Genomic DNA, 24,212 nt, shown 5'->3' with positions numbered 1-24,212 from the left:
AGGATGTCAAGATAACTCGGCAACCCGTACATCGTTGGCATCGCCGTGGGACCACTCCCGTTCAGGGACGGCGCCCCCGTCTACCCCGAGTCGGTCAGCAGCCTCGAGAAGCGCTGGGAGAAGGTCCCCAGGTTCGTCAGTAGCCGGTTTCGGGAGTAGCTCACCGTCAGTCTGAGAGGTGTCGAACACCGGTGCGGTCTGAACCCAATACTCCCCTTTGACCACTCCTCAGGCGGTGTCTCGTCATAGTCACAGTCGCTGTCCTCGTGGTAGTTCGGTGAGTTCTCGCACTCCGGACACTGCTTGGTGATGATCGGGCCCATATCCAGATGGCTAACTCGCCTTCCTGGACGTTGCGCTCAGGTTCGATAGCCGTCGACCTTCGTCGCCTCGGGACACTGGCGCTTGATCAAGAGCGTATTTCGGTAGGAATAGTCGTTCACACGACTTTGGGTGTTGAGCCAGTCCTGAAACTCTTCGCCAGCCTGAGCGTCTTCGACGACAGCGACGAGGTCGTCGCTCGAGTCCACGGTCGTGATGGTGACGAAGGGGTGAAATTATGAAAGCGACCGCCGAGATCATGACCATGGATGGGGTCAGATGCAAGCAAACTCAGTACGTCTGCGTACTCGACGGTCGCGCGTTGACACACTACCTCACTGTGCTTGAAGACCAGGATCGCGTTCGGGGTTGCCGGAATCTGTACCTTGTCGTCTCCGAAAGCGGTCGCGAGTACCTCGACGAGATGTGACTCGAAGCCTGCAAGTGTCCGTATCACGAGTACCGCGACCGTCGGTACACACACATCCGACGAGTCGCCTTCGCGATTGGCGCTGAATACGTCCCGATGGCTCTCCACGACGTCGGCGGCGAGCTCGGTGAACACTGCAGTGGTGAACCGGGGTGGTCACAGTGAGCTATCAGCGGGTCGCGTTCGCCGTCCGATGGACGCCACTGCAAGGGCCGGCGCAAAAAGAGATGTTCGAACCACGACCGGTCGGCGGCTACGATCGCGAGGAGTACGGATCGTAATGGCGAGTGACAGTGCGTCAGTCATGTGATCGTCGCCCACGTCGGCCTCGAGAGTTCATAGTTGCAAAACCGTATAGGTTGAGGCTGAGGCCTCGAGGCTTGGACGTGTGAGCGTGGTTTCCACTCTTCGTAGATGATGTACTGATATCCGCGTCGCGCTGAATCCACGCTAACCAGTGACCACTCGGTTATGAGCCGAGGGCTCTACCCGACCAAGCTAAAGGCCCACAGATAGGACGAGGAGACGAGATTGATAGCGTTTCTCATTTACGACAGTCATCTCCTTGCCCCACTCACTGGAATCACCCATTCTGAGGGCAATCGCAGTACACACAGCGAGAATTGGTTGTCAGTTTTCCGATCGACGTGAGAGGTGGGTATTCGACGGACCGCCGAGTGCCCGCGATCGTGTGTCAGGCCGTTAGATGCGTGAATTTACATCATGCCGCCCATACCGCCTCCCATTCCGCCCATACCACCCATACCGCCACCCATTCCGCCGCCGGGGCCACCGGCAGGCGGGCCGCCTGCGTCGTCGTCATCGTCGCCGTTAACCTGGCCGCCCTTGAGATCGCCAGCCGCAATGACGTCGTCGATGCGTAGGAGCATAACAGCCGCCTCTGTGGCCGACTCAATCGCCTGGGTCTTTACGCGCAGCGGCTCGTAGACGCCCTCGGATTCCATATCGATGATATCGCCCGTATAGGCGTTAAGCCCAGCCGTCGTATTGCCGGCATCGTGCTGGCTCCGGAGGTCGACGAGCGAGTCGATCCGATCGAGTCCGCCGTTCTCGGCGATCGTTCGTGGGATGACCTCGAGTGCGTCGGCAAAGGCTTCGACAGCCAATTGCTCGCGGCCGCCGACGCTGTCGGCAAACTGGCGCAGTTCGAGTGCCAGTTGGGTCTCCGGGGCGCCACCGCCGGGGAGTGCCTTTCCTTCCTCGAGAGTGATGCTAACGACACCGAGGCTGTCCTCGACAGCGCGCTCGACTTCGTCGATGACGTGCTCAGTTCCGCCCCGCAGCAGCAGCGTGACAGACTTAGCGTCTTCGACATCTTCGACGAGGATCTGCTGGCTGCCGGCAATCTCCTGCTGAGAAACGGAGCCGGCACTGCCGAGATCGTCAGCGGTGATGTCGGTAACGGCGCCGACGATGTGAGCGCCGGTTGCGCGAGCGATCTGCTCGGCATCGCTGGATTTGGTGCGGCGGACCGCCAGGATACCCTCGTCAGCGAGGAACTGCTGGGCCATATCGTCAATGCCATCCTGTGCAAAGACGACGTCGGCTCCGGCGTCGGCAATCGTGTCGACCATTTCGCGAAGTTGCGCCTCTTCCTGCTCGAGAAATTGCTGGAGTTGATCGGGATCGGTGACGTTCACTTCGGTATCAACCTCCGTTTCTTTGACTTCGAGGGCGTCGTCGAGTACCGCAACGTCAGCATCCTCAGCGAAATACGGCATGTTCTCGTTGACCCGCTCTTTATCGACAACAACGCCCTCGATGAGTTCTGAATCCTCGGTTGCGCCACCGACGATCTTCTCGATTTTGACATTGTCCACATCGACGCGGCCATCGTCGGCGACACTGCTAGCGGCGCTGACGATGAGTTCGGACAAACGATCCTTGGCACTTTCTGCGCCTTTTCCGGTCATTGCCGTGGCAGCAATCTGCTGCAAGATTTCAATGTCGTCCGCGCTGACATCGATCGCCATCTCTTCGAGAACGTGTTTCGCTTTGTCGGCGGCCTGGCGGTAGCCCTGTTCCACGGACGTCGCGTGGACGCCTTGGTCGAGGAGGTCTTCGGCTTGATCGAGAAGTTCTCCACCGACGACGACAGCGGAGGTCGTCCCGTCGCTGACTTCCTCCTCCTGTGTCTCGGCAACCTCGACAATCATGTTGGCGGCTGGGTGCTCGATCTCCATTTCCTTGAGGATCGTGACACCATCGTTCGTTACACTGACGCTGCCTGTCGAATCGACAAGCATCTTGTCCATCCCTTTGGGACCAAGCGTCGTTCGGGCTGCCTCCGCGACGGCTTTTCCAGCAGTTATGTTCATTGACTGTGCGTCATCCCCCGAGGTTCGCTGACTCTCCTCGGACATGATGACCATCGGCTGATTGCCCATTTGTTCTGCCATAACAACAACTGAATTGCAAGAGGTTCTATATATGTGTGTCGCTATCGGTCGAAGTTCATTTGAATTCCTGCTCGAGTATAGTAAACTTCCCATAGCGGCCCCTGGGAACCGTCTTGAGCAGGTCCCACGCACTACTCGACATTGACCGATCGAACGAGGGACCACCACGTAACGAGACCACGCAACAGCCGTGATCGAGGTGGAGTAGTCGTTTTGTGAATGCTAAAATTAGGAGACCCGCTGTTTTGCTCTCAGTTCTTGGGTTCGGCCTTGCCTGCGAAGGTTTGGAAGTCGATCGTCTCTTCGGGGATATAGAACGTGTCGGTACAGAACTCGTAGGTATTGTCCGGCGTTTCGGCGTGCCACAGGAGGTAGGCGAACTCATCCTCGACGATGGTGTCATCCACCTCAAGGGTCGACCCTTCCTGGGCAAATTCGTCGAACAGATCCGTAAACAGCTCCTCGATTTCGTCGAGCCCTCGGAAGACTCCCATGTTCGTGATGACTACTGAGTCATCGCTGTAGTCAGCTAGAATCTCCTTGAGTTCCTGATTGGCGAATGCGTCAAGATGGTGGTCAAGCACTGCGTTCGTATCACTCATAACTTGTTGTCCAGAGTAAGCATACAACGAACAGTCATATAGTGTTTACTCGAGTAGCGCCAACTTCGTTCTGTTCGACGGGGTAGAAGTCCGACTTTTTCACTCGTTTCGCTGAATACGCGCTATCTATTCACCTAGAGCGTGTCATACAATGGTTCCCAACAGCTATTAACCACCGTCCATATTTTGAATCAAACCTATAACTGACGAGACTCACAGGATATACGTGAAATGCGGGCTGTATAATCACCAAGTAGCGGGTGTGGGACGAATTCTATGACACGCTGTCCCGAACTGAACGCAGTTGAAGGCTGCTGGGACCAGTTACAAGAGTGGTTCAAGTATCGACTCGTCCCTGATTTATCGACGCTAAAAGACTACATCCCACGAGAAGTGAACGCGATCAGCGAACCAAACATTTGGCCGTATCTTACCGGTAAAGATTCGACCTAATCACTATGAGGCGTTGCATCCTGTCCCGTACGCCCGCCTCGCTGATCCACTCGCAGGGGCGGCGTTCGCGGCGGTTCGAAAGCAACTCGAAGATGACTCTGCGTCGGTGGATGAGGAACTGCTCCGGACGATGCTGTCTGATGCGGCAGCGGACGCGTCGAACGTGGATCGCCGTGAAGCACTCCGCCTGGCGATGGCTGCAGTGAAACACTGTGGCGATTCTCGGGAGGTCGCTGTCGATGCAACGTTCGACCTACTTGCGGACGAGCCGTCGGCGCTCAACCGAGCGGCGCTCCAAGCACTTCACGAAGCCGCGACGGACGACCCAACGGTGCTGAAAGATTCCGTGGGAGACCTGGCGACCTACGCGAGTCAGGACTCGATGTACCAGGCAGCCGCGACGCACTGCTTGATGGAGTTGGCGGAAGCTGACCCGGCGAGCGTTCTCGACGCCGCCCCTGCCTTGGAAGCAGCGGCGACCGCAGAGACGGAGGCAACACAGAGTTACGCCGTATACGCACTCTCCTGCGTCGCAGAAGCGCATCCTGAAGAGGTGTTCCCCGCGATTGCTGCCTTGATTAAGGCAATGCAGAGTGAGGATGAGACGACGAAGACGAATGCGTTAGCGGCGCTCGGGAAGATCGCGTCGAACTACCCGGACGCCGCGGAATCAATTATGGACGAGTTAGTGACGGTACTGGACGCTGACTCGAAACGCGTTCGGAATAATGCGGTCGGGTTGCTCGGTGACCTCGCGCAGGAACATCCAGCGGTCGTGATCGAGTACGCTGATCAGATCGCCGCGCGGTTGGAGCATAACAATATTCAGGCGCGGGTGAACGCGTCGATTGCACTCCAGCGAGCAGGTGAGGCAGATCCAGCTGCGATTCGTGCCCAGCAGAATCATTTAGAGGCTGCGTTGCAGGATCCGAGTCCGGAAGTCCGGTCGAACGTGTGCTCGCTGATCGGGAATGCGAACGTGAGCGTGCCTATCGAGACGCTTGAAGAAGTGAAAGAGAACGATCTGGACGAGACAGTACGCGACCGGGCGGCATGGGCAATCTCCCGCTTGAGATGAGACAGAGGTGGATTACGTCTGACGCTGTATTGGTGTTGAGTAGGAACCTGATTTAGATTCTATGTACGCTGAGCGGCTGAGAAGCGGACTTTCCTTAATCTAACTCTCAACGAATACCTTTATCCCGAGGGAGATTTAGATTCTATGTACGCTGAGCGGCTATGGGGTCAACAAACGACGAAGGAATTCAACGAAAAAGCCTGTCGACACGTGAGTCGCAGGCGCTGTCACGGCTCGCAAGTGAGAGCCGGCAGATTATCACGATTAGTGACATCGCGGACGTACTCGATATCTCTCGGAAATCGGCGAAGGACATGGCGTATGCGCTCAAGGAGAAGGGCTGGCTTGAGCGGATCGCCCACGGGAAGTATCTAATTCTGCCGCTCGCTGCGGGCGAGAACGCCGTGTATACCGAGCACGAGTTCGTGATCGCGTCTGCTCTGGTGGAGCCAATGTACGTTGGGTACTGGAGTGCGCTGAACCATCACGGGCTGACGGAGCAGCTGTCCCGGACGGTGTACGTCGTGACGACAGCGCGCGCTCAAGAGCGCGAAATCCACGGGGTGACGTATCGACCCGTGACCGTCACGGAGCAGAAGTTCTTCGGCTATCAACCAACGGCGGTCGGGTCGAATCAGGTGAACATTTCGAGTGTCGAAAAGACGCTGGTCGATTGCGCCGACCATCCGGAGTTCTGCGGGGGTATCAGCGAGCTTGCGAAGGCAATGCAGAACGCTGTCGACATGCGATGTTCGTGGGATCGAGTCGTCGAGTACCTGCGGCGAGTCGGGAACGGTGCCGCAACGAAACGACTCGTCTACCTTGCCGACCAGTTGGCCATCTCCCTGCCAGAGTACGAGGATCTCGTCGAGAATTTCACGACTGGCTACCCACTGCTTGATCCGACGAGAGAAGCGAAGGGTACCCGCGACAGCGAGTACCAACTTCGTCTGAACGTCGCCCCCGAATCGTTTCTTCCGGATGATTTCTCATGATTTCTGAAGCGCAACTTCGACGGCAGGCCAGAGAGTTAGATGTACGCCTCGGCTACGCGGAGAAGAACTACGTCAATTCGTGGATCCTGTGGGCGATCTACACGAGTCCCTTCGGTAACAACCTACTGTTCAAAGGCGGAACCGCACTCAGCAAGTTGTACTTCCCGGAGACGTGGCGCTACTCGGAAGACCTCGATTTCGGTGTCGAAGGAGAGTATCACGGGAGCGAAGCGGGGTTACAAACCACATTGGAAGACGCGACGAGAGCCTCCGGTATCGACTTCGAGGTGACCAAACACCGCGAACTGCAGAAAGAAGCGTATCCGACGCACTACGTTGATATCGACATCCAGTACAATGCTGTGCTCGGTCACAAAAACACGACGAGTCTCGACGTGATGATCGACGAATACGTGGCGTTCGATTCAGTGACTCATCACCACCGCTACGAGGATGTCCCCGAATTCGAGTTGACTGCGTACAGTCTGGAGGAGATCTTCGCTGAGAAGTTACGAGCGCTCTATCAGCGGTCACAAGCTCGTGACTACTACGACCTCTATCGAATGATTACGGAAGCCGACATCGACGATTCGGGTATCCTCCCAGCATTCACGCGAAAGTGTGAACATGACGATCTGGACATCGACCTTCGAGACGAGCTTCCCAGAGAGAAACGGGACGAGATCCGAGACGGCTGGCAGCACACGCTTCCCGATTTGGTCGCAGATCTCCCCGAGTTCAGCGTCGTGTATGAAGCGCTTGAAGACTACATCGATTCGCTGGTAGACGGATAGCAGGATTAGTCCTGGAGATGGGCGACGGCACGGCCGAGTTCCCATGCGTGTTCGCTCTCATCTATGTTGTACCGCTCTTCTATCGAGCGGGAACGGGTTGAGTTCTGTTGCGGATGCATTGGTGTTCGGTTAAACACTGGATCGCCTCGTGTAGGCTTCAGCCACTCGTTCACTAAGTAAGAGGCGTGATTTCTCTGGTTGACGAGCGTCACGAAACAGCAACTCCGGCAGGTTCGGCGGTGGATGCCCGAACGACTGGGCCAACTCTTCGAGGATGAGCTGGGCGAGAGACCTGAAGGTCCTCGCCCAGCGTTCCCGAGGGAACACCGTCTCAGGAAACAGCTCCTGAAATATACCGAGCAAGGCTCTGCTGACCACGAGCGTCAGCAGAGCCGCCACAACCAGCAGTTCCACGATTGCTGGATCGCTTGTCTGGAACTTCTCCAGCCCATACAGCGATTTTAACTCCCGGAATAGCAATTCCACTTCCCACCGCAACCCATACAGCGCCGCAACTTGCCTCGGAGTGAACTCATCGGGCAGGTTCGTAACGTACAGATGGTAGTCGTCGGTGTCCTCGTTGCGGACACCGACGACGCGAAACTCCATCGTGTCGGTTGACTGTTTCCCTGCGTACGGCCGTCGCTTGAACGTGATCTCCACAGTCACGTCTACGATCTCGCGTGTGAGGTCGCCCAGAACGTCCTGGAGGCGACGGCCTGGCAAGGAAATGGCGCGCCCGCGCCATTTCCGCCGCTCCCCGACGATCAACGGGTTCGCGTTTGACTTCAGCCGCGTCAAAAAGAACCCGCCATTTTCCTCGATCAACGCGAACCGGCGGAAACTGTAGAACCCGAGATCGAACAGTAACAACCGGTCTCGCAGCCAGCTCCCTGTGCGGAGCTGGCTGCTCTCTTGGGTGCGTTCGTCGGTGAGCTGGAACTGTTCGAGGCTCTGAGTAGTAGCGTTATGGACGAGGTGAAGCTTCGCGCCGGACTGATCCGAGTGAGTCGCTGGAAACTCGCTAAGGAGCCGATGCAACCGGAAAACGGTTGCATCGGCGATCAGCACATCACGAAATAACTCGAACTGTGGTGCGATCGTGTGGGGAACCGCGACCTCCTCGAGAGCGTGCTCGAGGAGGTCGCTCAACAGGGCACCAAGTGCTGGTGTGAACCGGTCATAGAAACTGGAGCGAGCAACAGTCTGGTTAGTCGCTGCGGAGTAGGCCCGCTGAAATCCGGCGATCGTGCGGGCTTCGCCGTCGACGGCGAAGCCCATGATGAGCGTCCAGACGAGCATCGTGATGTCGATTGTCCGGTGGCGTTGGACGACATCGCGCTCTCGCGCGATGTCTTCGATACGTTCGGCTGGAAACAGGGAAGTCAGCCGCCGTCGTATGAGGTCCGGGGAGAGCGTATTGAACACATTCTCTCCCCACGCGGTCTACAACGATAGCTTCGTCAATCGAGCGCAGTCTCTCGGTTTCTTGTCTTAACCGAACACGGATGGTTGCGGATGTGGTATCGAGACGGGCAAACTAGAGCCACGAGAGACCAGTATTGAGTTCCTCTAGGAACGACGGTTGCACTTGTGCGCCGGGTGGGAATGCGAGTTGTTCGCCGTCCCGGCTGAGAATGGTTTCGCGGAGGAACGGATGCGCTGGATCGAATGACGGGCTGGCACGGATGCGGTAGTCGCTGTCGATTGTGAATAGCGCAGCGTCGAATGCTCGGTGATGGAGCGAGTTAAGCACGAGAACATTCTCTGGGTGTTCTGCAAGATCGGGATGTTGACTCCGTGGCAGGATGTGCGCGAGATCCAACAGCTCATCTTCTCGAATACCAGTCAGGGTACACGCGTGGTCGTAGCGGTCGAGAGTATCTGCACGGAAGGCGTCGCTCACGGTGATTTCGGACGTTTCGTAGCGGCGAATCCAGCCGCTCGAATCGAGGGGTTCGCCGGTCGGCCACTGGGCAACCTCCCCGGTCTGGACCCAGTGCTGCCAGACGTCCGGTGCGGCGCTGTCGTCATTCTGCTGGGCGCGCCCGTGCAGCCACGTGACGGGGACGGCGTTAGTGTTGAGGATCGAGAAGTGGAACTGGTAGTTCGGGACCTGCGTGCCGTCATCGGCCTGGTACGCGCGGACTTCGAAGTGGTCGGGAACACAGAGGCCGCAGAACTCGACGACCCCTGATTCGGGCTTGCGGAAAACGAGGACGGGCGGGACGTCCTCGCGCCGACCGGCCGCGGAGTCTTCGAAGGCGGCCTTGATCTTCAGGTTCTGCGCAGACTCGTCGTAGGGATTGTCAGCTTTCGCGTCGCCCCAGTAGCTGATGTAGCCGGCGTTGACGGCGAGCGTATCCTCCCACGGGTCGTCGTGCTGGGAGATGCCACTGTCGTTCGAGACGAGCACGAGCGCTGCAGGCGTCTCAGACCGATCCGCACCGAGATCCCGGATTCCACCCGTGTTTTTGATACCGCTGTCGAGCGGGCCGCGGATCCACCGCAGGAACTGATCGTCCGAGTTGCGGTAACTCCCAGTGTCGCGGTATTGTTGTCCGACCCGAAACGCGTGGTGCATGATATCGTGGCATTACGTCTGTTAGTCAATAAATTCCTGCGTGATACGCGTGCTACTCGTCCGGTTCAGCCTGCGGTTCGAGCGGTTCGAACGTTCTGACCTGGTCACCCAGCTGCTCTCGGAAGTCGTCCGTTGACGTTACTTGGATGCTTCCCGGCATCGGGCCGTAGTCATCCCAATCTGGGGTATGTCGAACGACGCGCGAGTGAAATTCACCGCTTCCGGTTTCTATGAGGGTGTCATAGAACTATTCACAAAGTGGTTGGTTTCACCATATGACTGACTGAACGCGTTGGTAGGTAGATCTGCGAACGGTGCAACCGACTACGTTTACCAGAGGAAGGATTTCTCTGGATGTCGATAGTAATGCGTCCCCAATACCACACCAACAATGAGGGTATCATATATCGGCTCTTATACCTACTGTGCGAGTACTTGAATCGGTAAATACAGTGTGCGTATGCAGTACTAACTTCTCGACAATCAGTAACGCGTTTAGTAGTTCTGGAGAGTGGCTATTTGGCGTATCGCACAAGGGACCGCAGATTAATATCGAGAACTGCAAGGAGAAGCAGTCCGTATCCTCCGAAAAGGGGGATAAGTGGAAGGTAGTAGTACGGACACCCACAGATGCATCCAGCAGGCTCAGCGGTTACTCGAGTGGCTGGCCCCAGCCCTAACGGTGATGAGAAAGTAAAGTCTGCTCGAACATGCTGCCAGTAGACATAGTTCTCTGGGATATCGCAGACACACCCCAAACAACCGCCAATAAATGGGGGTGGAACGGTACTCAAAAAGAGGAGGAGGAAGCCGCCCACACTGAGTGCCCAGCGCCCTGAGACATAGCCCACGAACCCTGCTGCGACGAGAAGGCTTCCAAGACCGAGAAAGAGTCCGATGAACGGAATGAGTCCGGAGAGAACATAGGTAAGGACAGTTAGACAGATACCGAAAGTGAGAACTGCGTACACTCCCACTACCTGTTTTCGAGACACCACGTCCATAACCACCGATATTTTTCCATATGGTGATAAGAATTTATCAATTTCGAATTGACATTCTGTCACGTTCTATACTCAATGGTTGATTCGCTGGCTTGTTCTACCGGCTTATTCAATGAAACAGAAATGGAGGAGGTCACAGTCGTTCGCTGCTCCGATTGATAACTCGACCTCTTACACCGAAGGGCCGGCTGAATCGAGGAGCGGGCGCTATCGGGTGTTCAGAGCCGCCGCTTGTTGTTTTCATCGTATGCCCGGAGATCCTGTGCCGCGAGTTTGACGGCTCGCTCGATCCGCTTCTGCTTCGTCTCCGCCGTCTTGGCTGCCTCGACAAGCGCGATGAACGCGTGCTGATCCGTGTTCGAGAACGCCTGGAAGTGCTCCCAGGCCGTGTCGTTCTCCCGTAGGGCGCTCTCGAGTTCGTCCGGAATCTCGTGGTCGTCGGCCAGCCGATAGGCCTCCTCCCACTCTCCAGATTCCTTGGCCGCCTCGACGAGTTCCATTCCGGCGGGCGTCATCTTCCCGGTGTCGACCATCGCCTTGACGCGTACCTTGTTCTTCTTCGACCACTCGCTATCGGGCTTCCGTGGCGTGAACCGCCGCTTGTACATCTCGTCATCGATCCCATTGATGAGGCCGTCGATCCAGCCGAAGCAGATCGCCTCCTCGACCGACTCGCCGTAGCCGATGCCGGACTGCTCCGCGTCGGCCTTGTAGTAGCCGATCCACAGCTCGTCCTTGGTGTCGTAGTGCTCCTCGAGCCAGTCGCGGAACGCCTCTCGGGTTTCGAAGAATATCGGATCATCGTCAGGGGTACGACTCACGACTCCAGCAACTCCTTCAGGTTGCTCAGCACCATCTCCCAGTTCTCCTCGGAGTGGGCCCGTGCTTCCTCGGTATCGTTATTATCCTGGGTAAGCGTCACGTCGGTCTCGTCATCTCGTCCGGTTAGCTCCCACGTAACCGTGTGGTAGCTCTCGGGCACGTCGGGCTTGCCCGAGAGCGGTGACCAGTGGGTGTATTCGAGTACCCGTTCCGGCTCAAATCGCTGGATTTCACCCTTGTCCTCGTACGTTTCGCCCTCCCACTCGCCCCGGAAGACGATGGGACTCCCAACCTCCCAGTCCGTCTCGATTGTGGAGCCGAAGAAGTACTGTTTGATCAATTCCGGAGCAGTGAGTGCATCCCAAACAGTCCTGGGGGGCACGTCGATCGTCGTTGATGCCGTCGCGGTGTACGTGTTGCTCATGTGCTCACTCACTCAGTTCCTGGACGGCCGTAACCACACTCCAGTTCCGCCGTGTTGCCTCCATTCCGAGTATCTTCCCGGCGTCCGTGAATCGACCGTCACCGAGGGCGTCTTTGTCGAGTTCGCTGTAGACCTCGCGGCCGCTCACCACGAAGGACTCCGCCTCGTTCTGTGCATTCAGGAGGGCTTCGACCCGTCCGTCCGTCGGTCCCTCGTTGAGGAAGGTGATGTAGTGTTTGATGCCATCCTCCGCAGGAACGTCGAAGGGTTGTTCGGCTACGACATCCTGGAGTTCCGTCCGCGTCCTGATCATCACGGAGATATCGTAGCCGAACGTATCCTCGACTGCGTCGTGGATGTCCTCACGCAGCGCTTCTTCGTCGGATTCCGAGGTCTCGAACACGGCGTTGCCGCTCTGGATGTACGTCTCGACATCGTCGTAGCCGAGCGATTCGAAGACCGCCCGCAACTCATCCATCTTCATCCGGTTGTAGGCACCGACGTTGATCCCGCGATGGAATGCGATATACGTCGTCATGGACCAATGATTACTCTACACATCGGGGGAGCATAGAACCTCACTTTTGAATGGGTGCGTGACCTACAAACTCCGCAATCACCGCGCTCTCTGCCAGAAGTTGGAGGGCGCGTCGTCTGGATATCGTCCCGTTCACCGACGGTGACAGTGTCTCAAAGCGGTGCGTGTCGTTTCGAGGCTCGTTCTTCCATCGAGGGCATCGTCGGACCGGCGGGAATCACTCTATTCCTTGCCTGATTCCTCCGCTCTCAGAGGATTACTTCCCACTTCAATGTATGGAAAAGAAATCTCGGACTGGTCATCGAAGTGTGGATTCCGTCCGAGTTGTCGTATCGAATTCATCCCGCGCCTAAACGCGCGGGTATTCTCCTCGCATCTCTATAACCGGAAGGGTCCGCCAAGGGAGTTTCCCGGTGGTTTGAATCGAACTCGGGCTCTGGGCATACACTATATTGTCGGTGCACGGCCTTATTCCCGCAGCTTCGAACATGTTCTAGTGTACCACCAATACCGTCGTCCCCGTTCGAGCCACTATGGACCCATCCAAAACTGGACCAGTAGAGGACCATCGAGACCACGGAATGGCTCGCACCGGTGAACAAATCCAGTGGCTTGGCACACGCTCCGTGAAGCGTATTGTACGGGCGTTGCTGGGCGTGGAGGCCACATCCTTCTTCCTCGCCGCTATGGTACACGCAGGCGTCCTCATCAATGGATACGAGCATCGGGAGGCGATGATTGCTGAGAGTGTAATCGGTACTGTCCTCCTTGTCGGCCTAGCGATGACCTGGATTCGGTCGCGCTCGTCGTTCTCGATCGCTGCGGGCGTGCAAGCGTTTGCCCTGTTAGGAACATTCGTCGGGATTTGGACGATAATCATTGGGATCGGCCCCCGAACGCTCCCGGATATCGTATATCATGCCGTCATTGTGCCTGTGTTGATGACTGCTCTGGTGATGGCATGGCGCTCGCGTGGAACCGAAGCAGCCAGATGATCGCGCACGTATTCTACCATCGGTATCGGTAATTCGATCGATACCGTGGCCAGTCTGCAGATGTCACAACGGTGACTATGAGATGATTCCGGAGTAGTATACGACGCACGCGCCCCTGAGTTTATTTCCAATGATGTGGCTCGCTAATGCCTATGAATACACGTCGTTGAACTCGCGTTCACATCGATCGTATCCCTGTGTGAATCGCCTCGGGGTCACGCCCGAGGCACTCTCGCTGTATCTCTGTAGAAGCCTCTCTCGAGGTAGATGCGTCTGATCGAGACGAATTCTCGTGCTGGTTCGGTCAAGGAGCAAACAGTTTCGCGCTTGGCGTGAAAGCTGATCGCGAATGTTCACCGCACCATGTTTATGTCGGTTGCCCGCTACTGAATACGTATGGCTACCGAGGGCGTTTCCGACCGAGTCCGAGAACTCGCACAGTACCGCGGCCTCGGCGAGTCTGAGGTCATCCAGCAGGCGGTCGAAAAGGGCGTTGAAACCTTGTACCGCGACATGGTCATCAGCAAGTACCTCAACGGCGACCTCTCCCGTGATGAAGCCGTTGACGAACTCGGCATTGAGGTTGTGGACGACGTTGATGCCGCAAAGGAAGCCATCGACGAGGACGTGGAGTGGGGCCTCCACGCGTGAACAGGCTTGTTGTCACCGACACAGGGCCACTACTTCATCTTGCTGATGCAGGCGTCCTTTCCATACTGAAACTGACTGGTGAGATACTCGTCCCGCAAACCGTAGTGGACGAACTTGAACACGGCAATGAATCCAATATACTGACGAAAGTGGAGCACACGGTTCACGATGTCGAATACGACTCAGAAACCGCATATCCTCACCTTGATCCCGGCGAAACCGCCGCACTCATCCTCTGCGTTGGCCGCGATGCAGTACTGTTGACGGACGATCTCGACGCTCGGAACACAGCAACTGACGAAGACATCGAAGTTCACGGATCAGTCGGCGTCGTTCTGTACGCGTACAGTCGTGGAGAACTCACCGATAGCGAGGCGAAGCAGATTCTCCGAACGCTCAAACAGGACACGAACTTGTATCTCTCCACCCCACTTCTCGAATACGCACTCCAACAAGTCGAGGTGGACGATGCGGGCTGGTAGCAGGGAGAGGCCAACTGTGAACTACTCCGCCCTACCGCGCTCGGGCCTACCCAGCCCTCGCTTGTTGAGAACGGAGCTTCCTGTTTCTGTGTCGGAACTTGCAGGAACAGGTCCCACAGCGTCCACAAGACGCTCCGCGTCTCGTGCGGCCCGGCAGAACGCCGTAATTATCAAGATAACTTTTGCAAATATGGACTGAGGAATTGATCGATCCAGGACTTAGCAAATCCGAGTTGATCGGTAAGGGTGTCGAAGAGACGGCGAGCGAGAGTTCGGAACGCGCTCTCGCTCGCCACCACGATTGGCGAGGCAGTGCGTTTGAGGACTTTCCAGACCTGTTCAATCGGGTTGAGGTGCGGTGAGCCGACCGGAAGAAAGACGAGATCAATACCGAGTTGATGTGCGCGCTTGCGCGTGTGTTCACAGATGTGAGACGAGAAGGTATCCAAGACGAGCAGAATCCGCGTTCCCGGATTCTGCTCGCGGACTTGCTCCAATAGCGCACAGATGTTCTCTTTCGATTGATCTTCAGGGAACGTCAGGACACTTTCGCCGTTGAGCGTATAGCATCCGACCGCTGGTTCGTCAAGCTTCACCAGCGGTCGTTCCAGTGTCGGATCATCAACGTACCACAGTCGATGCGAATTGTCGTATGGTTGTGGATGCGAAGCATCACAAAAACCGACGACAGTTCCCCCATCCGTGCAAATATCGTCGTCGAGGACCCATCCTTCGTCCTCATCATCAGGACGCTTGTTATGTGCCGTCTCTGTCTCCTCGTCGAACGCGTCTGCGACGCGTTCTTCGAGGATTTCATCTGCGTTTTCTGGCCGAGAGGGGCGCTTTGGACGTGGTTTAGCGTAGGACAGTCCGAGATTCCGGAGGAATCGACCGAGATAATCCGGATGGTACTCTACACCGAACTCTTCGTCCAAGAGCTGATGAACTTCCTGTGCTTTCCAGGGTTGCCCCTCCCGGAGAAGTTCTAACAGACGCTTTTGTTCCTCGTCACCGAGCTTCGGGGGCCTTCCGCCCCCGAAGTCCGGTGTCAACTGACCAAGTCCGCCATCGTTCCATCGACGCGCCCAGCGACTTCCAGTCGACGCAGATTTGCCAACGTCGTCGGCTGCTTCCTCGTACGTTGCTCCCTTGTAGAGACGTTTGACAAAGGTGAGTCGCTTGATGATCTTTGGATCGTCTGCTTCGTCCAGCAGACGATCCAATTCCTGCTCACTTAGATGACGAACAAGATCGCCTCGCCGGTCTCCTCCCATCACTCGCCCGTCTCAGTCTATGCCCATAACTTCCGTCACTCATTATGGCGTTCTGCGGACGGTTCCAGACTCCGCAGGCGACTTCCCTTTACAGGTGGTTCGGAGTGTCCCACTCCTACCGAATCAACACTCGGCCACAACCGACGATGCACGCTTGTTGTCGCGTTTGAACACCGCCGGAAGCGTGGTGAGCATCTTAATACCACCTTCGGCCGAATGGATATTAAGGGTGCCGATTCACACGAAAACAAAACGTGCGGGCGCTGTACGCTTCGCTCGCTGAAGAAGGGAGCTTAGCACCCTCAATTACAGCTAAAACTCTGAGTTAGTAGCCCGGGCAGATTCGAATTGATCGACAACAAGGCCCTTTATCACGTGAGAGCACTCGGCCTGAGAGCCAGTGACACATGATGTCCTCGGGGAACCGTCTTGAGCAGGTCCCAAGCACCACACGACGTCGACCGATCGAACGAAAGACCAGCAAGTAACGAGACCATGCAGTCGGCCGAGATCGCGGTGGGTCAGTCGTTTTGTGGACCGAAATGAGCCCGGTTGGGCGATGTTCTATCCCTATGGCCACACCTATCCGTGGACACCAGCCGTCTCTGGTGAGTCTATCGTTTCAGTGGTCTCCCCAGGGATCGAGGAATCCGCCTTCAACAGCACTCGACGCTCCGTGTATTGCAGTCCATTCTTTCGTTCGGTTTGTCTTCTAATGGCCAGCCGGTTCTTCGACAGCTCGAGCAAGGCGTCGATCGTCCTCGAGACGAGCTTTTTCGCATAAGCGTCGCTGACACCGCTCTCTTGTCGTCGGATCCAGTGTTTCATATCGCTGGCTTTGACGTACTCACGGACACCCTTGCACCCTTTCTGCCAGGGATTATCGCCGACGCTGGGATCAGTCCGAGCCCGCCAGAGTTTTACCGCGAGTCGAGACGGCAACGAGTTCGTCGACGACCGGAGCATATCGTCGTCCATCTGTGCGAGTTGCTGGATCGGCAGGAGATCGCCGTGGGATAGCGTGACCGATCCACCACGGTCGAGCGGATCCTCGGAGTCAGGAATCCGCATGTACGTGTTGTCCTCTTTGGAAAATCGTTCGAGGCGATCGACTCCATCCGCAAGCGAGTCTGGGTCGACGTGATCGGCGAGGAGATGCGCACCTTTCTCGAGTTCTCTCGTTTGGAGTTCCGCGATTCGGTCTTTGTTTGCGCCGCCTTTCTTGAGAGCCGCCTGTGCGACTGCGTCCAGGCGTGTATTCTCTTCTTGAAGGGTGTCGATCTCGTCCTCGAGAGTATCGATCTGCTCTTGCTGTGCTTCGACTTTGTCGCTCTGCTCGGTGACGGTCTCTCGGAGGATCTGGTTCTCATTCTCGAGATCGTTGATTCGCTCCTCGAGCTGTTGGAGGTGGTCGCGAATCGATACGTCGCTATTGGGACTGTTGGATGTCATCGGGAAATCGGGGGAAGTCGGCGATCGTTCGCCAGAACGGAACTCAGAGGCCAACCAGTGACCACGGCGCTACCGCTATCGCGACAGAGCAGCTGTCCGTCTCGAGCGCGCAAGGCGGCTGCTGACGACGTGACCACTGGTGACTGGCCGTTCGTGAAGGGAGCACCGTTCCGGGAGGCTATGCGATGGAGTGGTGCTCAGGCGGTAGCCACGACTGTCGGCTCGATGAGGATCGTCCAGTGGGTCTGACTGGCCATCGCGAGCCCCATATCTGCCTCAAGGAGGACGTCGTCTCGACCGTGTGCGGTCTCCGTCAGCTCCATGGGAGCACAGCCGGCACAGTAGATAGCCGCGATCGTGTAGGTAGGCTCGTCCGAGTACCGGCAGGCTCGAGCGCTTATTGGACGTCCTTCGTGGAGGTGGTCACCACAGTCGCGACAGGAAACGGTCTCGCCTGGCGTGATACGTGTGCCCTCGAACTGTTGCTCAAGGAGAGACTGATGTCTGGTTTCGGTCGTTGTCAGATTTGGTTGGCCGTCGGGTGACTCGAGAGCGTCGTCACAGACCGATGCCAGCCAGCCGGAGGAGTCCGTCATCGTTCGTTCTCCGTGAAGTCGGAGTCGTCTGCCTCGAGGCGCTTGTACACCTCGATCGTCTCCTCGAGATTCTGCATCGCCGGCTCGAGCGATAGTGGCTCGATTATTTCACCCTCGAGCATCCACACGTCGGCGAGGACTTCCTCGAGACGGACGCGAATCGGATGCTCGGGTCCGGAGGTCATGCTTCAGCCTCCGGGTTCACGGCAGTGGTTAGGGCCTCGTTCACCGAGGGAGTCGATTCGTTGGTTTCTGGTCCAGCGACCGTCTTCGCTTCTGCGAGGAGTGGGGTTTGGCGTACAGCTTCACGCTCGAGTTGCTCACTACGGAGGCTCTTGTGTCGATCTCTGGCGGTCGACATGCTCAGAGTTCCTCCTCGAGGACGTCCTGTGCCTTGTCGGCTGCCGAGACTGGTCGGTCGGCCCACCCGCCACGCTCCTGGTCGATGAACTGGATCCAGCGCCGGAGATCCTCGCCACCTTCGCCCATCGGGCCGAGTTCGATGGCTTCGGTGTGCAAGATCGGTCCCTCGAGTGAGAATACTGGAACAGCGCCGGAATCGTCGCGGTCGGCGCGGGAGTCCGTGACGACGATGCACTCTCGTTTGCAGTCGACGTGGTCGTATCGGCCGTTGCTCTCTTCGCCGACGTAGCCGTAGTTCCATGAACGTCGCTCGAGGACGACGTCGGTCTGTGCGTGAGTCGAAACCGTTTCATCTGCTTGGCGTTGTACGCTCATATGCTGGTTCCATCCAGCACGGGAGGTCGGTGCACTAACACCGGCCTCAGATTCTCTGAGGCATCCCGTGCTCAATTACATCTACTATCCTCGCCCTTAAGTAACTAACGTATAGTAAGAACAAAGAGTGCCTATTAGAAGTTGTAGCAGTGATTTACTACCGTGAGTACGAAACCAGACTTGATGACACTCGAGCCGAGGCAATTGAACGACGCCGATCGCGACATCCTCAACTTCATGCGGGAGGAGGGCGAACGGGTGAACCCGAGCTACGTCGCCGAGGAGACGGGGCACAGCCGACCGTATGTCAGCCAGCGGCTGAAGCGGTTGAAGGAACACAATCATGTCCGCCAGCCGCATCGCGGTCTGTGGGAGCTTGTGGAGGATCCACGCGAGATGAATGATGAGTAGCCTGCAGTAACCCGATGACGGATCCATCCTAGAATGACCTGCCGGCTACAATCGGAGCGACCCGGAAGACCGCGAACCGTATCGGGGCAACCTCTCGGTCAGCCACAAGCAGGCCTTCGAGAGCATCGTTGAGGAACTCGAACGCTAGGGAAGACCGACGTCCAGTCGAGACGGCCAGCCAGCACTATGCGAAGGACCCCAATATCCCTCATATGTCCGATGATCCCGACAACGTCAGCGTCGTGGCTTACTACCGCGACCTCGAGGGCGTAAAGGCCGAGCTTCAAATCGATAACGGGGAGGTAATCAACCACCAGAACCGGCTGTTCTTAGATCCGTCGTCTGCCAGCGAACTGCTACCGGGTCACACCTACGGACGAAAGTTCGAGATCTACCAGCTGAAGGACCCGGATGCGGTCTCGAAAAATCATCCGTCATACCATCCGAAGATGGAAGTGCTGGTGAACAAGTCGATGAACGACGGCGAGGCATGGGCGTGGGCTGATCGCCACGATGTCACCGAGCAGATTGAGGAGACACTGCTGAATGTGCTCCACTGGGAAGATATTCTGCTTGGTCCCGACGCAAGCGGTGTCTACGTCGCTGACGATCACTTCGACGCCGTTGCTCGAGACGACCAGGTCAAACTCTACGAAGATCCCACGCCGCGACTTGAGGCCAAGTCGGATCACCTCTTGATGACGACGCTTCGGGAGCGGTGGCTCACGGTGATGCCCGAGTAGCGCTGTAGTACCGCTGCGGATCACGATCGGTTACGACGGCGTCAATCGATCCCACAGCGACTTCAGGTCCTTCGCCGTTGCCAGCGTCTCGAGGTCGCGGAAGGTGGACTTCTCCTCGTTGTAATTTGAATCGAGCGGCCGCTGAACGTCAACGCCGAGGTCGATCTTTTCCGCAATGGTGATCAGCCCTTCGTAGACCGTCATCTCCATACGCTCAGCCATCATCGCCGCGTTGAGATAGATCATCCTCAAACACGCAGGCCGTCGCAGTGACCTGTTTCGTTTGCTCGATTTTTTCGAGTGTATCGGAAAATGACCGGCCGAACGGCTGCACGAGGTCCTGAATGCCCTCGATCTCCACGCAGAAGAAACGCGTCGATTCACCGGGAGCGGTACCCACCTCGCCTCTACTCGCCTGAATATTCACGTGTCGTCTCGAGGAGAGGAACTGTGCTGCTATCCCCATAATCACTAGAGGGCGTGGGAATACCGGCACGTTCCAGCCGTGCCACCTTCTACGGTGCAGTCGTCGTTCAGCATGGCCCTAACCGACTACCAGCTCCTGCACTTCATAACCACATGGGATGGGGCCACCGTACGCGACCCCACCAGGTCGCGGTATTTTGGGGATGCTCGAGATTTAGCGTTGACAGTGTCCGTGCCGAGGGAGCTCTGATCCGGGGCAAGCTGCCGCACCTACCCGGCATACTCGAGATCCGCTTTGCTAAGATAGACCGTCCGGAAAACTCGGGCAGTGCGACTGCAACAGGGCCCTCTCGGCGGTCGATGAGTTACACCGCCGATATCGGCCTCAGTTTCCGTTCGGAGCGATCCGGCTGTACTTTCTTACTCGTCCTCAGCGAACGGGGGAGCATGTCCGACATTGTCCTGATCGACGCTGCCCGCACGCCGCACGGGACACTCATGGGCTCGCTCGCCGACGTTGAAGCGGTGGAACTCGGCCGCGTCGCACTCGACGGGCTCGTCGAACGAGTCGAAATCGGCGGAGATGCCATCGACTGGGTAGCGCTCGGAAACGCAATACAAGCCGGCATCGGGCAGGTTCCCGGTCGACAGGCCGTGGTCGAGTCGAGTGTGTCCGACGAAACGGCGGTGACGACGATCAACGAGGCGTCCGGCTCTGGATTGCGGGCGATCACCGTCGCTGCCGACCGGATAGCCGCCGACCGAGCGGAGTTCGCGATCGCCGGCGGATTCGAATCGATGACGAACGCCCCGTGGATTCTGCCCGGATACCGCAAGGGACGGCGTCACGGCGACGTCACGCTCAGAGATTCGATGATCCTCGACTCGCTGTGGGACGTCAATCTCGACGTTCACATGGGAGAGATCGCCGAGCGACTCGTCGACCGTGTCAGCGACAGCAAACAAGATCAATCTGAGGCGGACTCCGACACATACGACCTCTCACGGGATCGTCAGGACGAGTACGCGTTGTCGAGTCATCGGCGAGCTGCCGAGGCAATCGACGGAGGTCGCTTTGACTCGGAGATCGTTCCCGTGGAAACGTCTTCTGGAACCGTCGCCCGTGACGAAGGACCCCGTCCCGACTCATCGGTGGACGATCTAGCGGCGCTCTCTCCGGCGTTTCGAACGGACGGAACAGTCACTCCGGCCAACGCGTCGAAGTTGGCCGACGGTGCCGGAGTTGTGCTCCTCGCAGACGCGAATGCGACGGAAAGTGTTGGTCTTGATCCAATGCTTGAATTGGTCGATTACCGACTCGCATACCGGGCGCCCGACGAGTTTAACGAAGCCGTCGGCGACGCACTTGAAGAACTGCTCGACAACAACAACCTTGCGGTCGAAGACATAGATCACTTCGAAATCAACGAAGCGTTCGCTGCCCAATCTGTCTACGTCATGCAACGGCTCGAAATCCCTCGCGAGAAGTGTAACCCGAACGGCGGTGCAGTGGCCTTCGGACATCCAATCGGCGCCTCTGGAGGGATGCTAGCCGCCTCCCTGGCGTACTCGATGACTGAAGAGAATCTGGACTACGGCATCCTCGGCATGAGTATTGGAGGCGGCGGAGCTATCATGTCGTTGTGGAATCGAATGTGACAGGAAGGCTACGTGTACCCGATCAAAGTCAAGTCATTTCACAGGGCCGTGTTGAATCGCCATACGGAATCGGAATTCACTGCTTCACGGCACGCTTGATGTTGTAGACGACACACATCAGGGCGATTTCGCGGAACTCACGGAACCAAGAACGCGCTCGCTCGGCTTCGCCGTGCGAGCGCTTGACAGCCGAGTTGACGGTCTCGGTCATAGAGCGCTGATTGTAGCGTTATACGTCAATTCTGGTGTTGTGAGCGTGGTCGTAGGGCGCGAAGATACGATGCTTGATCAGCGGTCTGATGTCAAGGTCACGAAGCGCTTCGCGGAGTGACTGCTTGTCGTAGCTTTTATCCGCGGCAAGAGACCGCAGATCGCCCGCGTTCCGGCGGGCGATCTGGTCGGCGAGGTCTGCGTCACTTCCTTCCCGGTTTGTCGAGCAGTGTACGTCGAGGACGGCTTGGGACTCCGTATCGACGAATTTCGTGACTTTGAGCTTCTGGACGCGGTAGCTTATTCGCTGACAGTAATGACGGCTCGCGGCTGATCGCTCGTAGAATGTGGCGTCAATAGCGCCGTGTTTCGAGGGATCGTGCAGCTGCGCCGACTGGCGCAGCAGCACTCGACAGACGCTCATACTGATCCGGTCGAACGCTTTACACAACGTGGATGGACAGGGGAGATCGGCCGCACTGAGGCCGATCTCCCCGGTTATTTGTGGCATCTCCTTGAGCAGGTCAATCGTCATCCGGTAGGACGTATCGAGGTAAATCCGCAGATAGTGGAGTGAAACGAGGGCATAGTCGGCGAATCCGCCGCCCCGGAAGGTGGCGGCGGATTCGTCTCCATCGCCAGTAACGTTTTGAGCAACCGGCACAACTTCCCCAATGAAGCGGGAGATTTGCGTCATGGACACTCGCAGCCTCCCGCTTCAACTCCTTTGATTTACTGACTTGTTCCGCCGCCGTCTAGTGATTCAACACAGCCGCTGTACCACATACGATGTTGCCTTGTATTCGATTAACCAACAAAGCGGCCAGAGACATGATTTTGTTGGTTAATCGATTAGTCCCTTCGTTAGGGGCTGAAGAGTGCGAATAGCAGCACTGTTAAATCGAGATTCCTTCGCCGCCGGAGTCCAGAGAAATGAGTGGGTCTCCAGTATCAATATCAAAATTATTACTGATACGCCGTTTCGTGCGAAGTGCTACTCAGGCCGCCTTCCTATTGCGGTCCTATAGTAAAAAGTAGAAGTAATTACTCACTGTCGGTACAGAGAACTGATCAAGCACCGTATCATTCGTTGTTGTGAGGACATTGAGTGATTCTAAGAAGCGGTTACTGAGTGCCGCCTGGAACTGTCTCCAGCACTCCTCAACCGGGTTTCGTTCTGATGAGTACGATGGCAACGTCACGAAGGTGAGGTCGTCGTGGGCCGCCAAGTCTGTGACGACTGACACCCAGAAAGACGGCGATCCATCCAGTACGATGATCAGATCATCTTCGTTTCTTTCCATAAATCGGGAATGAAATATTTTGCGTGGACGACGATAACGTGCTCTTCGAACCGATAGAAGAATCGATCAGTGTTCTCAGTAATCACGCCCAAGGTACATATTTATTCGCTGTCATCACTATCCACCGTTCGTCGCTGAACATCGGACCACTCGGCGAGTTCAGTCTGCATGACGTCATTTTTGTATGCATTGCCGCTAATAGCCGTTGTGACGGCCTCTTTCCCTCGACGTCGTCGAAGATATTCTAAATATCTGACAGGAATATCGTTGGAATCGTCTACTCGGCACCATATTCTGAGTAAAAAATTCTAACGGATACTGTGATTTTTGAGGTCATTCTCGATATCGCTGTCTTTGGTCGATGAGACATCGATCCAGTCGCCACATTCCTACGTCGATTGACCAAGAAACACGATCAATGATTTGCAGAGCACTGATAGACGGCAGTACCATCCGGAGATTACAATCTGTGATTCACACTTATTTCGGGCAGGACATCTGAGATCTTAGCCTGAGAATCTAATATAAGAATCCAAGATCGTTATCATTTACGGATTGATCTTGTTGCCTTACCAGTGACGCCGTTGGCTGGCCTCGCTGTGGACGATTTTCCGTATACTGCCGATTTCGTCGACGGTTCCTCGTACGATACTGTGGTACATATGTTGGACGTGAATGAGTTATAATTGAGTTTACAGTTGTCGCGGGTATCCACACTCGCCGGAAGTCGTCCCGCCCAGACGCGGGAAACCAACGCTGCCGACAGCACTTGCTCTCGCGTAGCTACGCCGGCAGTACTCACCCGT

The 24,212-nt window shown here is 56.7% G+C and carries 23 protein-coding genes and 4 pseudogenes; 10 read left to right on the top strand and 17 right to left on the bottom strand.

The window, feature by feature from the left end:
• Positions 1–27 precede the first annotated feature (27 nt).
• Positions 28–539: pseudogene (locus tag NJU76_RS18635) on the bottom strand (DUF955 domain-containing protein); the annotation flags it as partial.
• A 20-nt stretch (positions 540–559) separates the two neighbouring features.
• On the opposite strand from NJU76_RS18635, the gene NJU76_RS18630 reads away from it, so the two are divergent.
• A complete protein-coding gene (locus NJU76_RS18630) occupies positions 560–751 on the top strand; it encodes a hypothetical protein (RefSeq protein WP_254533339.1) in 192 nt (63 codons plus the stop codon).
• Positions 752–1,467: 716 nt separating this feature from the next.
• On the opposite strand, the gene thsA is transcribed toward NJU76_RS18630, so the two are convergent.
• Positions 1,468–3,159 (bottom strand): thermosome subunit alpha, encoded by a 1,692-nt coding sequence (thsA, locus tag NJU76_RS18625; protein ID WP_254533899.1) that lies wholly within the window; start codon positions 3,157–3,159, stop codon positions 1,468–1,470.
• Positions 3,160–3,422: 263 nt separating this feature from the next.
• Positions 3,423–3,773, bottom strand: a complete 351-nt coding sequence (locus NJU76_RS18620) for a nuclear transport factor 2 family protein (RefSeq protein ID WP_254533338.1) — start codon at positions 3,771–3,773, stop codon at positions 3,423–3,425.
• 466 nt (positions 3,774–4,239) lie between these two features.
• Between NJU76_RS18620 and NJU76_RS18615 the strand changes: the two genes are divergently transcribed.
• The 3 genes from NJU76_RS18615 to NJU76_RS18605 all read left to right on the top strand — a co-directional run bounded on the left by NJU76_RS18615 (position 4,240) and on the right by NJU76_RS18605 (position 7,093).
• Positions 4,240–5,304 carry a HEAT repeat domain-containing protein gene (locus NJU76_RS18615; protein WP_254533337.1) on the top strand — a complete coding sequence of 355 codons (1,065 nt, stop codon included), beginning with the start codon at positions 4,240–4,242 and terminating at the stop codon, positions 5,302–5,304.
• Positions 5,305–5,465: 161 nt separating this feature from the next.
• The gene (locus tag NJU76_RS18610) at positions 5,466–6,299 is read left to right on the top strand and encodes a type IV toxin-antitoxin system AbiEi family antitoxin domain-containing protein (protein WP_254533336.1); all 834 of its coding nucleotides are present in this window, start codon (positions 5,466–5,468) and stop codon (positions 6,297–6,299) included.
• Entirely contained in the window at positions 6,296–7,093 is a 798-nt protein-coding gene (locus NJU76_RS18605) for a nucleotidyl transferase AbiEii/AbiGii toxin family protein (protein WP_254533335.1), read from the top strand. The genes NJU76_RS18610 and NJU76_RS18605 overlap by 4 nt, the downstream gene beginning before the upstream one ends.
• Before the next feature lie 129 nt (positions 7,094–7,222).
• Here the strand turns inward: NJU76_RS18605 and NJU76_RS18600 are convergent, their stop codons facing one another.
• The 5 genes from NJU76_RS18600 to NJU76_RS18580 all read right to left on the bottom strand — a co-directional run bounded on the left by NJU76_RS18600 (position 7,223) and on the right by NJU76_RS18580 (position 12,465).
• Positions 7,223–8,521 carry an IS4 family transposase gene (locus NJU76_RS18600; RefSeq protein WP_254533334.1) on the bottom strand — a complete coding sequence of 433 codons (1,299 nt, stop codon included), beginning with the start codon at positions 8,519–8,521 and terminating at the stop codon, positions 7,223–7,225.
• Between the two features lie 112 nt (positions 8,522–8,633).
• Entirely contained in the window at positions 8,634–9,677 is a 1,044-nt protein-coding gene (locus NJU76_RS18595) for an HNH endonuclease (protein ID WP_254533333.1), read from the bottom strand.
• A gap of 1,222 nt (positions 9,678–10,899) precedes the next feature.
• Positions 10,900–11,502, bottom strand: coding sequence for a YdeI/OmpD-associated family protein (locus NJU76_RS18590; RefSeq protein ID WP_254533332.1), 603 nt, complete (start codon positions 11,500–11,502; stop codon positions 10,900–10,902).
• The gene (locus NJU76_RS18585) at positions 11,499–11,927 is read right to left on the bottom strand and encodes an SRPBCC family protein (RefSeq protein WP_254533331.1); all 429 of its coding nucleotides are present in this window, start codon (positions 11,925–11,927) and stop codon (positions 11,499–11,501) included. Before NJU76_RS18585 ends, NJU76_RS18590 begins: the two co-directional genes overlap by 4 nt.
• A 4-nt stretch (positions 11,928–11,931) precedes the next feature.
• Positions 11,932–12,465 carry a DUF1697 domain-containing protein gene (locus NJU76_RS18580; protein ID WP_254533330.1) on the bottom strand — a complete coding sequence of 178 codons (534 nt, stop codon included), beginning with the start codon at positions 12,463–12,465 and terminating at the stop codon, positions 11,932–11,934.
• 581 nt (positions 12,466–13,046) lie between these two features.
• Here NJU76_RS18580 and NJU76_RS18575 point away from each other — a divergent pair.
• The 3 genes from NJU76_RS18575 (at position 13,047) to NJU76_RS18565 (ending at position 14,593) form a co-directional block, all read left to right on the top strand.
• Complete coding sequence (locus tag NJU76_RS18575; RefSeq protein WP_254533329.1) at positions 13,047–13,460, top strand: hypothetical protein; 414 nt, start codon at positions 13,047–13,049, stop codon at positions 13,458–13,460.
• A gap of 396 nt (positions 13,461–13,856) precedes the next feature.
• On the top strand, positions 13,857–14,111 hold the full coding sequence (locus tag NJU76_RS18570) for a hypothetical protein (RefSeq protein WP_254533328.1): 255 nt from the start codon (positions 13,857–13,859) through the stop codon (positions 14,109–14,111).
• Complete coding sequence (locus tag NJU76_RS18565; protein WP_254533327.1) at positions 14,108–14,593, top strand: PIN domain-containing protein; 486 nt, start codon at positions 14,108–14,110, stop codon at positions 14,591–14,593. Before NJU76_RS18570 ends, NJU76_RS18565 begins: the two co-directional genes overlap by 4 nt.
• 170 nt (positions 14,594–14,763) lie before the next feature.
• On the opposite strand, the gene NJU76_RS18560 is transcribed toward NJU76_RS18565, so the two are convergent.
• The 6 genes from NJU76_RS18560 to NJU76_RS18535 all read right to left on the bottom strand — a co-directional run bounded on the left by NJU76_RS18560 (position 14,764) and on the right by NJU76_RS18535 (position 18,653).
• A complete protein-coding gene (locus NJU76_RS18560; RefSeq protein WP_254533326.1) occupies positions 14,764–15,867 on the bottom strand; it encodes an IS630 family transposase in 1,104 nt (367 codons plus the stop codon).
• Positions 15,868–16,449: 582 nt separating this feature from the next.
• A complete protein-coding gene (locus NJU76_RS18555) occupies positions 16,450–17,319 on the bottom strand; it encodes a DUF8008 family protein (protein ID WP_254533325.1) in 870 nt (289 codons plus the stop codon).
• A gap of 197 nt (positions 17,320–17,516) precedes the next feature.
• Positions 17,517–17,915: a DUF8112 family protein gene (locus NJU76_RS18550; protein WP_254533324.1), complete on the bottom strand. Its 399-nt coding sequence runs from the start codon at positions 17,913–17,915 to the stop codon at positions 17,517–17,519.
• Positions 17,912–18,100, bottom strand: a complete 189-nt coding sequence (locus tag NJU76_RS18545; protein WP_254533323.1) for a hypothetical protein — start codon at positions 18,098–18,100, stop codon at positions 17,912–17,914. The genes NJU76_RS18550 and NJU76_RS18545 overlap by 4 nt, the downstream gene beginning before the upstream one ends.
• Positions 18,097–18,276: a hypothetical protein gene (locus tag NJU76_RS18540; RefSeq protein ID WP_254533322.1), complete on the bottom strand. Its 180-nt coding sequence runs from the start codon at positions 18,274–18,276 to the stop codon at positions 18,097–18,099. Before NJU76_RS18540 ends, NJU76_RS18545 begins: the two co-directional genes overlap by 4 nt.
• 2 nt (positions 18,277–18,278) lie before the next feature.
• The gene (locus NJU76_RS18535; RefSeq protein WP_254533321.1) at positions 18,279–18,653 is read right to left on the bottom strand and encodes a hypothetical protein; all 375 of its coding nucleotides are present in this window, start codon (positions 18,651–18,653) and stop codon (positions 18,279–18,281) included.
• Positions 18,654–18,815: 162 nt separating this feature from the next.
• Here NJU76_RS18535 and NJU76_RS18530 point away from each other — a divergent pair, with 162 nt between their 5' ends.
• Both NJU76_RS18530 and NJU76_RS18525 read left to right on the top strand, forming a co-directional pair.
• Positions 18,816–19,064 (top strand): winged helix-turn-helix domain-containing protein, encoded by a 249-nt coding sequence (locus NJU76_RS18530; protein WP_254533320.1) that lies wholly within the window; start codon positions 18,816–18,818, stop codon positions 19,062–19,064.
• A gap of 239 nt (positions 19,065–19,303) precedes the next feature.
• A pseudogene (locus NJU76_RS18525) lies at positions 19,304–19,780 on the top strand (DUF7845 domain-containing protein); the annotation flags it as partial.
• A 57-nt stretch (positions 19,781–19,837) separates the two neighbouring features.
• Here NJU76_RS18525 and NJU76_RS18520 read toward each other — a convergent pair.
• The gene (locus NJU76_RS18520; RefSeq protein ID WP_340681250.1) at positions 19,838–20,053 is read right to left on the bottom strand and encodes a DUF892 family protein; all 216 of its coding nucleotides are present in this window, start codon (positions 20,051–20,053) and stop codon (positions 19,838–19,840) included.
• 627 nt (positions 20,054–20,680) lie between these two features.
• Between NJU76_RS18520 and NJU76_RS18515 the strand changes: the two genes are divergently transcribed.
• Positions 20,681–21,892 (top strand): thiolase family protein, encoded by a 1,212-nt coding sequence (locus NJU76_RS18515; protein WP_254533319.1) that lies wholly within the window; start codon positions 20,681–20,683, stop codon positions 21,890–21,892.
• 76 nt (positions 21,893–21,968) lie between these two features.
• Here NJU76_RS18515 and NJU76_RS18510 read toward each other — a convergent pair.
• Together NJU76_RS18510 and NJU76_RS18505 are read right to left on the bottom strand one after the other, a co-directional pair.
• Positions 21,969–22,799: pseudogene (locus NJU76_RS18510) on the bottom strand (IS5 family transposase).
• Between the two features lie 325 nt (positions 22,800–23,124).
• Positions 23,125–23,504, bottom strand: a pseudogene (locus NJU76_RS18505) (transposase); the annotation flags it as partial.
• Between the last annotated feature and the right edge of the window lie 708 nt (positions 23,505–24,212).

The sequence above is a fragment of the Natrinema gelatinilyticum genome, assembly GCF_024266705.1.
GTDB classification, from domain to species: Archaea; Halobacteriota; Halobacteria; order Halobacteriales; family Natrialbaceae; genus Natrinema; species Natrinema gelatinilyticum.
This window is presented reverse-complemented; position numbering and strand designations above follow the sequence as displayed.